Consider the following 14,121-nt stretch of genomic DNA (forward strand, 5'->3'; position numbering starts at 1 on the left):
ACCCAATAAAAAGGCCTCGACTAGGAGACCTTTAACAGAAATCGAACTGATTTATTTGAGTTCTTGTTCAAATAACTTATAGATGCGGCGGTATTCATCTAACCAGCTAGAAGGTTGACGGAAACCATGGGGCTCGACAGGATAAATCGCCATTTCAAAGGTTGGTTTTTCCAGTTCAATGAGGCGCTGTACCATACGCACACTGTCTTGGAAGAAAACGTTGTCATCCATTACGCCACTCATGATAAGCAGTGGTTTAGTTAATCCTTGAGCATGCTCAATCGGAGAGCTGCGCTCATAGGCGATAGGATCGACATCAGGCGTATTTAAGATATTAGAGGTATAAGGCGCATTATAATGTGCCCAGTCCGCCACAGGACGCAATGCAGCACCAGCTTGGAACAAGTCCGGTGCGGTAAACAAAGACATAAAGGTTAAGAATCCACCGTAAGAGCCACCATAAGTACCGACACGCTTAGTATCGACATGGGTATGAGTCGCCATCCACGTTACGCCATCCTTTAAGTCTTCCACTTCTGGATGACCCATATTACGATAAATAGCAGTGCGCCAATCTCGGCCGTAACCTTTAGAGCCACGGTAATCCATGTCCATCACAACATAACCTTGTTGAGTCAGCAGGTTGTGGAACATAAACTCGCGAAAATAACCGCTAAAACCATAATCGGCATTCTGCAGATAACCTGCGCCGTGATTGAAAATAACCGCAGGATATTTCTCAGCGCGGGACTTATCATAGCCTTGCGGCAGATAAACTCGAGCGTACACATTGCCAGCACCATGATTTGAAGGTACAGCTACCACTTCTGGCGCTTGCCATGGGTAATTTTTGAAGGCATCACTGGTATAAGACGTCAGCTGCTTTAACTCGCCGCCAATGGGTTGAACATAGAGTTCATTAGGCTGTGTGCGGCGTGAAGCATTGAGTAATAGCTGAGTGCCATCGGGGCTTAAGCTGTAATCTAAGTTTCCATCCCACTGAGTTAGTTGCTCATTTTTACCTGTGGCAAGATTCACGCGGTGAACGTTATAAATGCCGGGGTGACTCTGGTTCGCTTTGTAATAGATGTAATTGGCATCCGGTGACAGCGTAATATCACTCACCACAAACTTGCCTTGGGTTAACGCACGCGGCTTTTCGCCTTGAGCTTTAATATAAAGCTGCGAATAACCGGACTCTTCTGACAAGTAATACAAGGTATCCGTATCCGGTAACCAACCGAATTGGTTGTAGTCGTAATTCACCCATGCATCATCATGCAAACGATGTTCGGTAATAAATTTACCCTTAGCAAGATCGACACTGGCGATCCAGCGATCTTTGTTATCAGTTGCTTCTAGCATCAGGGCTAATTTATTTTCCGACTCATGCCATTGAATCGCACTCTGAGTCCAGCCCCAATCCTGCATCAACTGAATTTTACGTGGCGATTTAGTGCTTTGATAAGTTTCGCCTTTCGCTTTAGCATTTTCAGCTTTCACTTTGGCTAGCACATCTTCATCAAAACCAGTAAGGCCCTCGATTGTGATATCGACTTTTTTATGTTGGTTTAAATCAAGCACAACAAAACGTTGCCCTGGTGGTGTATCTTCAGCCACGCGCGCGCGCACTGGCACTGGGTCGATATAACCTTCACTACCTAAGTAATTAGGCATGATGTCGTGTTCGCTGCTACCTGTGTAATTTTTATCTGCAAGAGCGACTAAAATATAGCGGCCATCGGGTGATAAACTCAGCTCTGACACCACTTCGCTATCGCCTAAATACCAAGTGCTGGCGGCGAGCGTTGGATCGTTTTTTTGTAATTCATCTTGGTACTGCGCTTTAGCTTTAGCATTTTCTTGCTGCAGCGCTACATACTGAATCAATCTGTGCTGTTGTTTCGCAATATAAGACGTCGGCTCTTTTACCGCTTCTGGTGCTTTCGCCATTTTAATTTCAGCAAGTTGCTCGACTAAGCCTGAATCTTGATGAATTTGGAAAACATTGTCGCCCTGCCAATAGGCAATATCGCCATTATTGAGATAACGCACACCATCGATGGCGGTGCGCTGGCGAGTCAATTGGCTGATCTTACCCGTGCTTAATTGCTTAACAAAAATGTTGCCTTGATATAGGTAAGCCTTGTGGGACTTAGTGCGATCAAACACGCCAAACTGCTGATCTGCCGCATATAACTTATCGAGAGCTAGCTCGACGGCGCGGCTGTCATTGATGCCTTGCTGATAATAGCTACGCAGAGGTGAAGCACTCGCTTGGCGGGCAAATAGCACGCTTTGGCTATCGTCGCTCCAGTAAGCCTCTTTGGCAAAGATCCCCATCCAATCAGGATTTGCCATAATTTGATTAAGCGTAAGCGCCTGTGAAACTTGTGGCGGTTGGGCTAAGGGAACTTGGAATGCTGACGGAGCTATTACAGGAGCTGCAGTTTCAGTCGATGTCGCTGAGCATCCTGCCAATACGGCAACCGCTAACGCACTAAAACCCAAATTTCGCATTACGCTTCTCATTTATCCTTCCTTTTATTGTTATCGCAATGGCTAAATGACCCAGTCTACTTATCTGCTGGTTTCGCCTATTCGCGTAGTTTTGCGGCAGTTATAGCATAGTTAATCGCTAAACTTGCTTAAAAGAAGGATAAATCTTGTAACAGAAATTGATAGTGTGGAGAGTTTTTAAGGCGAGGAAATTATACGGACACAGCCGGTTGCGCTAAAAAATTGGCTAACAGTTCGAGACCTTGCTCGGTGAGAATTGATTCGGGATGAAATTGCACCCCATAAAGCGGTAAGTCTTGATGGCTCATGGCCATGATTTCTCGGCCGTGAATTGCATCGTCAAACCAAGCATCGAGTACAAAACCTTCAGGCACAGCATCAACCAGTAACGAGTGATAACGTGTCACGGTTAAAGGCTGATTTAATCCCTTAAATAACCGCTGTCCTGTATGCGCAATAACGCTGACCTTGCCGTGCATCACCCGTTCGGCACGCACTACATTGGCACCGAAAACCTGTGCCATCGCCTGATGTCCCAAACAGACACCTAAGATTGGCATGCGCGCAGTAAAATGTTCAATCGCCGCGAGGGAGATCCCCGCCTCATTAGGTGTGCAAGGTCCGGGCGAAATCACCAGATGACTAGGCGCAAGCGCCTCAATGTCGGCTAGGCTAATTTCATCATTACGTTTAACCACTATCTCTTGCCCTAGCTGCTGAAAATACTGCACTAAGTTAAAGGTGAAAGAGTCGTAATTATCGATCATTAGCAACATACAAGATCCATTGGTCTAAATGGGTAAAGGTAACGCATATCTAACGGATGAATGCGGGCGCAAATGCTATCACACCTTGTACTTAAGGTTTAACCAATTGTGGGGATTAAAATACAGCGACAAAAAAGCCAGTCATTAGACTGGCTTAGTTTTTAAACGACTTGGGCATTTCACCACAGTTATTTAACCACAGTTAAATGACTGCGACGCTTAGGAGGCTCATCTGTCGGTTCAAACGCTTTATCTGTTGTTTCAACAACAGATAAAGATGAATCGACTTCATCGTCCATCAGGTAAGCATCTTCGATATCGAAGACAGTGCCAGCACCATTTTCACGGGCATAAATAGCGACAATCGACGCCATTGGCAACATCACCTGCTGAGGAACACCACCAAAACGCGCATTGAACTCCACACACTCATTGCTAATTTGCAAATTGCCCACTGCGCCAGCAGCGATATTTAACACTATCTGGCCATCCTTCACGTATTGCTGCGGTACTTGAGTGCCTTCAACAAAGGCATCAACCACAACGTGAGGAGTCAATTGGTTGTCCATCAACCAATCATAGTAAGCCCTTAGTAAATAAGGACGATTTGGAGTCAAAGGTTTCATTACATACCCATGCGCATTTCGCGTTCGGCTTCAGTTAAAGAAGCTTTAAACGATTCACGCTCAAAAATACGTGTCATATACGCTTTGATATCTTTAGCTACACGGCTATCTAGCTCAATACCTAATACAGGTAAGCGCCACAACAATGGGCCAAGGTAGCAATCCGCTAGACCAAATTCTTCGCTCATGAAGTAAGGCACTTCACCGAAGATAGGCGCAATTGCGATCAGGCTTTCAGTCAACTCTTTACGAGCCGCTTCAACACGATCACCTTTACGGATACGGTCAACAAGCGAATACCAGTCAGTATCGATGCGATGCATCATCAAACGGCTTTGGCCGCGAGACACTGGATAAACTGGCATCAAAGGCGGATGAGGAAAACGCTCATCCAAATATTCCATGATAATGCGTGATTCGTATAAAACGAGTTCACGGTCTACCAAAGTTGGCACTGAGTTATATGGATTTACTTCGAGCAAATCCTCAGGCATTTCGTTAGGGTCGACCTGTAAAACATCAACAGTAACCCCTTTCTCAGCTAACACGATACGTACTTGATGGCTATACAGATCATCAGCACCTGAAAACAGTGTCATGATAGAGCGTTTGTTGGCAGCAACAGCCATTGATACCCTCCAGAATCGAAATAAAACAAAAGTAAACGAGGGGCAAAGCCCCCCGTTTACACTATGCGGATATTACATTTTACCCGTTATTGGTGCCTAGTGTACATCTTTCCAATACTCTTTCTTCAAGAGGTAGGCCACAATAAAGAATATAAATAGGAATCCGAGTACCCACCAACCCATAGCTTGACGCTCTAGCTTAACAGGTTCAGCCGAATAAACTAAGAAGCCAGTGATATCACGTACTGCTTGGTCGTATTCTTCCGCATTCAATTTACCGCCAGTCACCACAATAGTGCCATCTTCTTGTTTAACTGGTGTGCCTTGTAACTCTTCGAGTACATGTGGCATGCCAACAGATGGGAATACTGTGTTATTCACACCAAATGGGCGACTTGGATCTTTATAGAAGCCTTTCAGATAGGAATAAACCCAATCTTCACCACGCACGCGAGCAACTAAAGTTAAGTCTGGCGGTGTAGCACCAAACCATTTAGCAGCATCTTTAGGTGGAATAGCGTTTTGCATCAACTCACCAATTTTAGCATCGGTGAACATATACTTATTACGCATATCATCCGCAGAGATACCGATATCGGTCGCTACACGTTCATAACGTTGATACTGAGTGCTGTGGCAACCAGAGCAGTAATGTTGGAACAGGTCCACACCACGCTCTAAAGAAGCTTTATCATGCAGATCAACATTGGCATCTTCTAAATGAATTTTATGTCCGCTCGCGGCCATAGCCAACGTCGGCAACAAGGCAACTAATGCAATCAATAATTTTTTCATTAGTGTGTCAACCTCGCTGGAACAGGTTTAGTTTTTTCATTCTTGCTGTATACCCACAGCGCCACAAAGAAACCAAAGTAAGTGAAAGTAAACACCTGTGCAACTATCGTCAGGGTCGGCGTGGCAGGCACTACCCCTAAATAACCCAATACTATGAAAGATATAGCAAATTGGGCAATATTCAGCTTATGTAGCGTACTACGGTAGCGAACTGACTTCACTTTACAGCGATCTAACCAAGGCAATACGAACAGTACTGCAATCGACAGACCCATCATTATCACGCCACCCAATTTATCAGGCACAGCACGTAAAATGGCGTAAAAAGGAGTGAAGTACCAAACGGGTGCAATGTGTTCAGGAGTCTTCATCGAGTTAGCCGCTTCAAAGTTTGGCTTTTCAAGGAAGTAACCACCGCCTTCAGGAATAAAGAACAACACATAGCAGAACACTATCAGGAAGCCCGCGACGCCCATGATGTCTTTTACAGTGTAATATGGGTGGAATGGAATACCGTCAACTGGCCAGCCATTTTCGTCTTTGTTCTTCTTAATTTCGATACCGTCAGGGTTGTTAGAACCCACTTCATGCAACGCAATTAAGTGTAAAAACACGAGTACGACTAATACTAGCGGCAGAGCAATCACGTGCAGCGCAAAGAAACGGTTCAGCGTTGCGCCAGAGATCACGTAGTCACCACGGATCCACAGGGTTAAGTCGTCACCAATAACTGGAATTGCACCGAACAGAGAGATAATTACCTGCGCGCCCCAATATGACATTTGACCCCATGGCAGCAAATAACCCATAAAGGCTTCGGCCATCAACACGAGGAAAATTAACATACCGAACAGCCACAGTAGTTCTCTAGGCTTCTGATATGAACCGTAAATTAAACCACGGAACATGTGCAGATAGATGACAACGAAGAAGGCTGATGCACCCGTTGAGTGCATATAACGCAGCAACCAACCGTATTCAACATCACGCATTATGTATTCAACAGAGGCAAATGCACCTTCTGCTGTTGGTACATAGTTCATCGTCAACCAGATACCTGTCAGTAATTGGTTAACCAATACCAACATCGCTAGCGAACCGAAAAAATACCAAAAGTTAAAGTTAGTTGGCGTAGCGTATTGGCCCACGTGACGGTTATAAGTCGCCGTCATTGGGATACGCGCATCAATCCAATTAATTAAATTCTTAACCATTACGCCACTCCTTTATCTACACCGATAATCACGGTGCCATCATCAACGTATTGATGTGGAGGGATAACTAGGTTCAATGGAGCAGGTACGCCTTGGAAAACGCGACCAGCCATATCGAACTTAGAGCCATGACATGGACAGAAGAAACCAGAAGTGACACCTTCAACTTGCTCACCAAATGAATCTGGCAAATAAGTAGGTGAACATCCGAGGTGGGTACAAATACCGACAGCAATAAAATACTCTGGCTTGATTGAGCGCAAAGGATTTGTTGCATAATCAGGCTGCTGCATCTCAGCAGAAGCAGGATCTCTTAACTTATCATCATGTGTTGGCAGTTCATTGATCACAGCATCTGTGCGACGGACAACCCATACAGGTTTTCCACGCCACTCAACACGGATCAGCTGACCTGGCTCTACTTTACTGATATTTACTTCGACCGGTGCACCTGCAGCTTTCGCTTTGGCACTCGGATTCCATGACTTGATGAAAGGAACCGCTACAGCGACGGCACCAGCACCACCTACTACGGCGGTTGCGGCTGTCAGGAATCTGCGACGTCCGGTATCGACTGGCGCATTGCTCATCCACTTATCTCCCAGAGGGTGTTGGAATTTTTATATTTCAAAGACTTTCAACCCTTAGTCATCACTAGGGTCAAAAATCGAAGTTTGAAGCGGGGCTCATTATAGCTAAAAATTAGAAGCAGATCATAGTGAAAACACGCAAGTAAGTTAGGGAGATTGCGTGTTTTTTAAAAAAAGCCTAAAAAAGACCCAACTATTAACCCATTTTAATTCATTTGGATCATATTTTAAGCTTCTTGTCTGTGATATCGGCATAAAGCATGCATCGCTAATATAAATTAGCCCAGACTTTTCAAACTAAGTTAACAATCGCCAGATAAAAAAATAGGCCCTGAGTAACAGGACCTATTAAATCAATACTTTTAATGCATTACTTCTTAGGTGCAGTGCTCTTCATATACTTGAAGAACTCGCTATCAGGCTCTAACACCATAATATCGGACTTGCCTGAGAAGCTGGCTCGATAAGCCTCTAAGCTACGAACAAAACCGAAGAACTCAGCATCTTTGTTGTAAGCATCAGAATATATCTTCGCTGCTAACGCATCTCCTTCACCTCGAATGGTTAAGGCTTTACGTTCAGCTTCGGCAATCTTCACCGTCACATTGGCATCTATCGTTGCACGAATAATTTCAGACTGCTCTTTACCTTGCGCTCTATGCTCTTTTGCCACAGCTTGACGCTCTGCACGCATACGCTGGTAAATACTGTTACTGACGTTAGCCGGTAGATTGATTTGCTTTACACGCACATCAACAACTTCAATACCTAAGTCTTTTGCACTTTCTGAGGCATTGGATAACGCATCATTTTGCAGTTCATCACGCTTACCAGAAACAATCTCTCTGATAGTGCGACGACCAAACTCTGTGCGTAAATCGTTGTTGATCTTACGTTGTAATAGCGATTCTGCATTCGACTTAATACCACCGTTTGTAGACAGGTAATATTTTTCGAAATCCATAATGCGCCACTTCACATAGGAATCGACCATAAGGTCTTTCTTCTCTGAAGTCACAAAACGATCAGCTGCACCATCGAGTGTTTGAATACGGGCATCGAGTAATTTTACTTTATCGATCACAGGCACTTTCATGTGCAGGCCTGGGCCGTAGACGCGGGTGACTTGCTTACCGTCAACGTCGTCTTTTAAAATTTCACCGAAACGCGCCACAATAGCGCGCTCGCCTTCATTCACCACCATTAAAGATGACAAACCAATACCTAAGAGCACGGCGATAAGAATAACGCTTAATCTACCCATGGATTACTCCCTCCCTTGGCGAGTACGATCATCGCGGGATGGACGTCCACTCAAAGGCTCATTCGCGCGAGTCGTTGATACAGATGAAGAATTAACATTTTGCTGTGGCTTAGCTTCCAGCTCATTTGTCGCAGGCTTCTGCTGAATTAACTTATCTAGCGGTAGGTACATTAAGTTGCCGTTGTTCTTAGCATCAATCAGCACTTTATTCGTATCTGTCATAACTTGCTGCATTGTATCAAGATACAAACGCTTACGAGTCACTTCAGGCGCAGCTTGATACTCTGGTAATAACAACTCAAAACGAGCCACTTTACCGCGAGCTTCTAAGACTTCACGCTCTTTGTAAGCATTCGCTTGTTGCGCCATACGTTCAACTTCACCACGAGCTTTGGGTTCAATTTCACGGGCATAAGCTTCAGCTTCACGAATAAAACGTTGTTCATCTTCTTGGGCAGAAATCGCATCATCGAAGGCGTCTTTCACTTCTTCTGGCGGACGTGCCGGTAAGAAGTTAACGTCAACAACAGCAAGACCCAATTTGTACGGTTCAAGAATGCGCTCTAACTCTTTCCACGTATCGCGACGAATAGCATCACGGCCCGTAGTCAGAATATCATCCATCTTGTTATGTCCAATGACATAACGCAGTGCACTGTCAGTCGCTTCACGCAAACTGGCGTTCGCATCGACGGCACTAAATAGATATGAGTAAGCATCTAAAATACGATACTGAACATCAAGCTCAACTTTCACGACGTTTTCATCGGATGTCAGCATGCTACCAGACGCAGGAATAGAGCGAACCGATTGAATGTCGACGGGATAAATTTGGTCGATAAATGTGGCTTTCCAATGAAGTCCAGGACCAATTTCGCCAGCGTGTTTACCAAATCGCAGTGCCACACCACGCTCAGCTTCTTTAATTGTATAAAAACCCGAAAGTCCCCAAACAACTACAGCAACAGCAAGAATGATGATTAGGCTAAACGAACTAAAAGACTGGCCTGAGCCATTTCCTTTGCCGCCAAAGCGCTTTGAAAGATTACGAAAAACCTCGTCAAGGTCCGGTGGTCCTTTGTCGTTACCACCTTTATTTCCCCAAGGATCATTACCCTTGTTACCGGGCTCGTTCCAAGCCATTTAGCACTCCATAAGTGGATGAAATAAATTAGATTATTAACAAACAGCTTCATCTATCGAATCTTCGAAGATGAAGGTTTCTAACTCACCCTGACTCTGTTTTGTTAATCGGCGCCAATCGGCGTCCGATAAACGAACAGACAAAATACAGTTCCCCAGATCGTCGTACTCTTTCTGCTGTATCGCATCCAGTCGATAAAACTGGCCAAGATAATGTCCAGCAGTTGCCGGAATTCTAAGTGTTAGCTCTTTAATCACCTCACCAATAAGCTCAGTGATGGCTTTCAATAGCAAATCAAATCCTAAACGCTTCTGTGCTGAAACCCAAACTCGAACGGGTTTGCCTATGTCGTTATATTCAATTCTTGGCGTCACATCTTCGAGTAAATCGATTTTGTTGCAGACCACGAGTTGCATGACTTCATCGGCTTGGATGTCTTTCAGTACAGATTGAACCTGATCAAAATTATCCGCCATGTTTTCATCTGCACAATCAACTATGTGTAGTAATAACTCAGCTTGCCTTGTCTCTTGTAAGGTTGCCTTAAATGCAGCAACGAGATCATGGGGCAAATGACGAATAAATCCGACAGTATCCGCTAATATCACGGCACCATCAGGTAAATCTAACTTTCTTAGCGTAGGATCGAGTGTGGCAAATAGCTGATCTGCAGCATAAACATCAGATGATGTTAGGGCATTAAACAGCGTTGATTTACCCGCGTTTGTGTAGCCGACTAATGAAACTGTCGACAAATCACTACGCTTACGTGCACGTCGACTCTGTTCACGTTGCTTATCAACTCGCTCTAAGCGTTTGTTGATATTTTTAATCCGTCCTCTGAGCAAACGTCTATCGGTTTCGAGCTGGGTTTCCCCTGGACCACGTAAACCAATACCGCCCTTTTGCCTTTCAAGATGCGTCCAACCACGGATCAGGCGAGTCGACATATGGCGCAATTGCGCTAGCTCCACCTGTAACTTACCTTCGTGAGTTCGCGCTCTTTGGGCAAAAATATCGAGAATAAGTGTCGTACGGTCGAGCACTCGACACTGACACACTTGCTCAAGATTACGCTCTTGGGCTGGACTCAATGCATGATTAAAAATCACCACATTGGCTTCAGTCGCCGCCACTAATGCAGCTAACTCTTCGGCTTTACCAGAACCCACAAAAAATTTGCGATCCGGTGAACGTCGACTTCCAGTAATCACCCCGACTGATCTTGCCCCAGCTGATTCTACTAATAGCTGCAGCTCGACTAAATCTTCTCGGCGTTCCTCATCGGAAAAGTCGATATGGACAAGAACCGCAGTTTCTCCCGCCTCATAACGATCAAACAAGAAGCAAACTCCTCAGATAATACTTATTCGCCACTAGGCGCATCATCTTGAGCACCATATCCGCCTTGGGCATTTTGGTGACCAGTAACGTTGAATGGGCGTGCTGGCACGACAGTAGAAATAGCGTGTTTATAAACCATTTGGCTCACTGTATTTTTCAACAGAATGACAAATTGATCAAACGACTCTACCTGTCCTTGGAGTTTAATGCCGTTAACCAAGTAAATTGATACAGGAACGCGCTCGCGACGCAATGCGTTCAAAAATGGGTCTTGTAAAGATTGCCCCTTAGCCATTTTATTATTTCCTTTTTAATTTATATAAAATAAATCGATATCAGTGATAGTTTTTTGTTTAGTTTTAGTATTATACAGCAAGGGCTAATAAGCTAGCGGCATTGACGCATAAGTATAACTAAATTCCCCTCAGCACCACTTTCAAGCCAATTCAACTCTGGCCAACTCCGCAACCATGTTAATTGACGCTTAGCCAATTGCCTAGTAGCAGCAACCGCTTTTTCGACCATAGTATCATAGTCAAACTCACCATCTAGGTATTGCCAGCACTGTCGATAACCGACACAACGCATTGAAGGCAAGTCTAAATGCAAGTCTCCACGGGCTTTTAGCTCTGTGACTTCCTCAATAAAGCCCTGTTTGAGCATAATCGCAAAACGTTGCGCTATTAAGTCATGTAACACTTTGCGCTCGCGCGGTGCAATAGCAAACTGCACTACGTCATAAGGCAATGGAGCAGACTTGGTCTGAGTCAACTCAGTCATGCTCTTGCCGCTTATTCTATAGACTTCCAGCGCTCTTGAAAGTCTTTGTGGATCATTAGGATGAATTCTTTCTGCCGACACGGGATCTATCTCCCTTAATTGGTCATGCAGTGCTTCCCATCCCTTTTCATTCGCCTCCGCTTGGATCTCGGCTCTAATGGCCTCATCCGCACTCGGCAAAGGTGACAAACCTTCGAGTAACGCTTTGAAATACATCATGGTTCCGCCAACTAATACTGGCGTTTTCCCCATGCTGACAATCTCTTCTATCTGGGCTATTGCATCGGCTCTAAAGTCGGCTGCCGAATAGCTTTCACTGGGATCACGAATATCAATTAATCTGTGCGGCCCGCGAGCCAGTTCGTCTGCTGAAGGCTTGGCACTGCCAATGTCCATACCACGATAAATTAATGCCGAATCGACCGAAATAATTTCACAGTTATGCTTTTCGGCCAATTCTAATGCTAAAGCGGTCTTACCTGAGGCCGTTGGCCCCATCAAAAATAACACTTTAGGCTGTAATTCTTTATTCACTTGCTTGCTCTTCTAGCCACGATTGCCAAGGTAAGAATATCGCTTTGTTGGCAATAAGCTGTTTTTTCTCTTCAGCTAACTGCGAAAATGCTGCCCAGACTTCTGGTGCCGAAACGAATCCCGTTAAACTGTGTTTTGCCAACCAAAACGCCAATGCGCTCGGCGCAGGTGTTTCAAAACGTAGTGATTGTAGCCATTCAGGGATCACTTTGGCTAACTGGCTCTCTCTGATATATGGGGGCACTTTTTTAATAATCAACTGCTGGTAACGAATTGTTAGTTCTAAACCTAATTGGCGGATCAGCGTGTCGTGTTCAGTGAGCACAGCCTGCCAATCCGCATCAGCCGCGACAGACACTGGCATCAATAAAGGCTGACCAATTAACCCCGTCGCTAGTTTAGCTTCAATCTCTTGGCATCGCGTCGCCAATGCTACTGATTTTATTGATAATAGACTGAGTTTATCTTCCGACGTCATCACCCAATATTGCCCATCTAATATCGATGGCATAGGTAACACAGACTGATAATCTTGATCTTTTACACTGTAAGAAGGGGTTTGCAGTAAAGCACCATAACTTGCTATTGCCGCCTTTGACGGTAATTCAGTACGTTGTCGAGATTCACCTGCAGAATAACTGCCACGGCTGCTGTCTCTTGGCGTTGTCATGCTGCCAAAAGCATTGGTTTGAGTGCCAAAACTGGCGCCTTCTCGTCCTGCGACTAGAGACTTTACTTGAACGGCAGGGGTAACTGAATCTTGAGCAGACTCAAGTGTATCAGCTTGCGCATTAACTTGAGCTGAATCAGCGCCAAGTACAAAAGGGGCTGAGATTTCAGTGGCGCTTATCGGGGCATCCACAAACACATCTTCAACCTCACCCAAAGAGCTAGAGTGAACGAAGTTGAGCTCTCCTGCTTCTTCCAGCGCCGATTGCAATGCTTGCAGAATATAATCATGCACATAGCGACTCTGATGGAATCGCACCTCATGCTTAGCGGGATGCACGTTAACATCCACTTGATGGGGATCGATATCCAACATCAGCACGTAGCCGGGTTGTTCAAGTTCTGCTTTTTGAGCAAAGGCTTGACGCACTGCATGATTGACCAAGCGATCACGGATAAGGCGTCCATTGACATAAAAGTAATGGGTATCGCTGATAACCGGTGACCAAGGTGACTGCAAATAGCCACTGAGGCGCAAATCATCGTGTTGGCATTCAATCTTAAGCGCTTGCTCGGCAAATGGACGGCCACACACTTGCGTCAAACGCTGTAAATACTGGGCTTCATTCATGGCAGGACGATAATTACGTACTGTCTTGCCGTTATGCGTCAGCGTGAAATGAATATCGCCGCGCACTAATGCAATGCGCTTTAACCATTCATCTATATGGGTAAATTCGGTTTTGTCACTCTTTAAAAAGCGTCTGCGAGCCGGTGTATTAAAGAATAAATCCACCACTTCAATCGTCGAACCTACTGGATGCGCGGCGGGCATCACTTTAACTGCCATGTCGGCACCTTCAGCATGGGCTTGCCACGCTTCGGTTTGCTCAGTCGTACGTGAAGTTAAAGTTAAACGTGAAACTGAGCTGATACTGGCTAGCGCTTCACCACGGAAACCAAAACTAAGGATAGCTTCAAGATCGTCTAAAGTGTGCAGCTTTGAGGTCGCATGGCGCGATAAGGCTAGCGCGAGTTCATCTTTAGGTATGCCAGAGCCGTTATCGCGAATTTTAATCAGCTTGCTGCCGCCTTTGTCGATTTCAATATCGACTCGGCTCGCTCCTGCGTCGAGGCAATTCTCGACCAATTCTTTGACTACGGAAGCGGGTCTCTCAACCACTTCCCCCGCCGCAATTTGGTTGGCTAATTGCGGAGGCAGGATCTGAATGCCCATCATGCTTT

At 45.2% G+C, this 14,121-nt stretch carries 13 protein-coding genes; all 13 read right to left on the minus strand.

The window, feature by feature from the left end:
• Positions 1-51 precede the first annotated feature (51 nt).
• The 13 genes from HQQ92_RS18600 to mutL all read right to left on the minus strand — a co-directional run bounded on the left by HQQ92_RS18600 (position 52) and on the right by mutL (position 14,113).
• A complete protein-coding gene (locus HQQ92_RS18600; protein ID WP_173247546.1) occupies positions 52-2,532 on the minus strand; it encodes a prolyl oligopeptidase family serine peptidase in 2,481 nt (826 codons plus the stop codon).
• 179 nt (positions 2,533-2,711) lie between these two features.
• Positions 2,712-3,296 (minus strand): aminodeoxychorismate/anthranilate synthase component II, encoded by a 585-nt coding sequence (locus tag HQQ92_RS18605; RefSeq protein WP_173247549.1) that lies wholly within the window; start codon positions 3,294-3,296, stop codon positions 2,712-2,714.
• Positions 3,297-3,475: 179 nt separating this feature from the next.
• Positions 3,476-3,913 (minus strand): ClpXP protease specificity-enhancing factor, encoded by a 438-nt coding sequence (locus HQQ92_RS18610; protein ID WP_105250272.1) that lies wholly within the window; start codon positions 3,911-3,913, stop codon positions 3,476-3,478.
• Positions 3,913-4,542, minus strand: a complete 630-nt coding sequence (gene sspA / locus HQQ92_RS18615) for a stringent starvation protein SspA (protein ID WP_006080065.1) — start codon at positions 4,540-4,542, stop codon at positions 3,913-3,915. Before sspA ends, HQQ92_RS18610 begins: the two co-directional genes overlap by 1 nt.
• 96 nt (positions 4,543-4,638) lie before the next feature.
• Entirely contained in the window at positions 4,639-5,337 is a 699-nt protein-coding gene (locus tag HQQ92_RS18620; RefSeq protein ID WP_173247552.1) for a cytochrome c1, read from the minus strand.
• Positions 5,337-6,551, minus strand: a complete 1,215-nt coding sequence (locus HQQ92_RS18625; protein WP_105250274.1) for a cytochrome bc complex cytochrome b subunit — start codon at positions 6,549-6,551, stop codon at positions 5,337-5,339. Before HQQ92_RS18625 ends, HQQ92_RS18620 begins: the two co-directional genes overlap by 1 nt.
• Positions 6,551-7,141 carry a ubiquinol-cytochrome c reductase iron-sulfur subunit gene (petA, locus tag HQQ92_RS18630; protein ID WP_006080059.1) on the minus strand — a complete coding sequence of 197 codons (591 nt, stop codon included), beginning with the start codon at positions 7,139-7,141 and terminating at the stop codon, positions 6,551-6,553. Before petA ends, HQQ92_RS18625 begins: the two co-directional genes overlap by 1 nt.
• A gap of 370 nt (positions 7,142-7,511) precedes the next feature.
• Positions 7,512-8,405 (minus strand): protease modulator HflC, encoded by an 894-nt coding sequence (gene hflC, locus HQQ92_RS18635; protein ID WP_113939145.1) that lies wholly within the window; start codon positions 8,403-8,405, stop codon positions 7,512-7,514.
• Between the two features lie 3 nt (positions 8,406-8,408).
• The gene (gene hflK / locus HQQ92_RS18640) at positions 8,409-9,548 is read right to left on the minus strand and encodes an FtsH protease activity modulator HflK (RefSeq protein ID WP_028761770.1); all 1,140 of its coding nucleotides are present in this window, start codon (positions 9,546-9,548) and stop codon (positions 8,409-8,411) included.
• A 36-nt stretch (positions 9,549-9,584) separates the two neighbouring features.
• Complete coding sequence (gene hflX, locus HQQ92_RS18645) at positions 9,585-10,892, minus strand: ribosome rescue GTPase HflX (protein WP_028761769.1); 1,308 nt, start codon at positions 10,890-10,892, stop codon at positions 9,585-9,587.
• Positions 10,893-10,915: 23 nt separating this feature from the next.
• A complete protein-coding gene (hfq, locus tag HQQ92_RS18650) occupies positions 10,916-11,188 on the minus strand; it encodes an RNA chaperone Hfq (RefSeq protein ID WP_006084207.1) in 273 nt (90 codons plus the stop codon).
• Between the two features lie 92 nt (positions 11,189-11,280).
• Positions 11,281-12,207, minus strand: a complete 927-nt coding sequence (miaA, locus tag HQQ92_RS18655) for a tRNA (adenosine(37)-N6)-dimethylallyltransferase MiaA (protein ID WP_131523973.1) — start codon at positions 12,205-12,207, stop codon at positions 11,281-11,283.
• On the minus strand, positions 12,200-14,113 hold the full coding sequence (gene mutL, locus HQQ92_RS18660) for a DNA mismatch repair endonuclease MutL (protein WP_375539969.1): 1,914 nt from the start codon (positions 14,111-14,113) through the stop codon (positions 12,200-12,202). The genes miaA and mutL overlap by 8 nt, the downstream gene beginning before the upstream one ends.
• Positions 14,114-14,121: the final 8 nt, after the last annotated feature.

The organism is Shewanella sp. DC2-4 (genome assembly GCF_013248875.1).
Classification (GTDB): Bacteria; Pseudomonadota; Gammaproteobacteria; order Enterobacterales; family Shewanellaceae; genus Shewanella; species Shewanella oncorhynchi.

What these genes read in the sequence shown, in the direction of transcription:
- HQQ92_RS18620 (WP_173247552.1), bottom strand. Translation starts at nt 5,337, where the DNA reads ATGAAAAAATTATTGATTGCATTAGTTGCCTTGTTGCCGACGTTGGCT.
- mutL (WP_375539969.1), bottom strand. Translation starts at nt 14,113, where the DNA reads ATGGGCATTCAGATCCTGCCTCCGCAATTAGCCAACCAAATTGCGGCG.
- petA (WP_006080059.1), bottom strand. Translation starts at nt 7,141, where the DNA reads ATGAGCAATGCGCCAGTCGATACCGGACGTCGCAGATTCCTGACAGCC.
- HQQ92_RS18610 (WP_105250272.1), bottom strand. Translation starts at nt 3,913, where the DNA reads ATGAAACCTTTGACTCCAAATCGTCCTTATTTACTAAGGGCTTACTAT.
- sspA (WP_006080065.1), bottom strand. Translation starts at nt 4,542, where the DNA reads ATGGCTGTTGCTGCCAACAAACGCTCTATCATGACACTGTTTTCAGGT.
- hfq (WP_006084207.1), bottom strand. Translation starts at nt 11,188, where the DNA reads ATGGCTAAGGGGCAATCTTTACAAGACCCATTTTTGAACGCATTGCGT.
- HQQ92_RS18600 (WP_173247546.1), bottom strand. Translation starts at nt 2,532, where the DNA reads ATGAGAAGCGTAATGCGAAATTTGGGTTTTAGTGCGTTAGCGGTTGCC.
- HQQ92_RS18625 (WP_105250274.1), bottom strand. Translation starts at nt 6,551, where the DNA reads ATGGTTAAGAATTTAATTAATTGGATTGATGCGCGTATCCCAATGACG.
- hflK (WP_028761770.1), bottom strand. Translation starts at nt 9,548, where the DNA reads ATGGCTTGGAACGAGCCCGGTAACAAGGGTAATGATCCTTGGGGAAAT.
- hflC (WP_113939145.1), bottom strand. Translation starts at nt 8,405, where the DNA reads ATGGGTAGATTAAGCGTTATTCTTATCGCCGTGCTCTTAGGTATTGGT.
- HQQ92_RS18605 (WP_173247549.1), bottom strand. Translation starts at nt 3,296, where the DNA reads ATGTTGCTAATGATCGATAATTACGACTCTTTCACCTTTAACTTAGTG.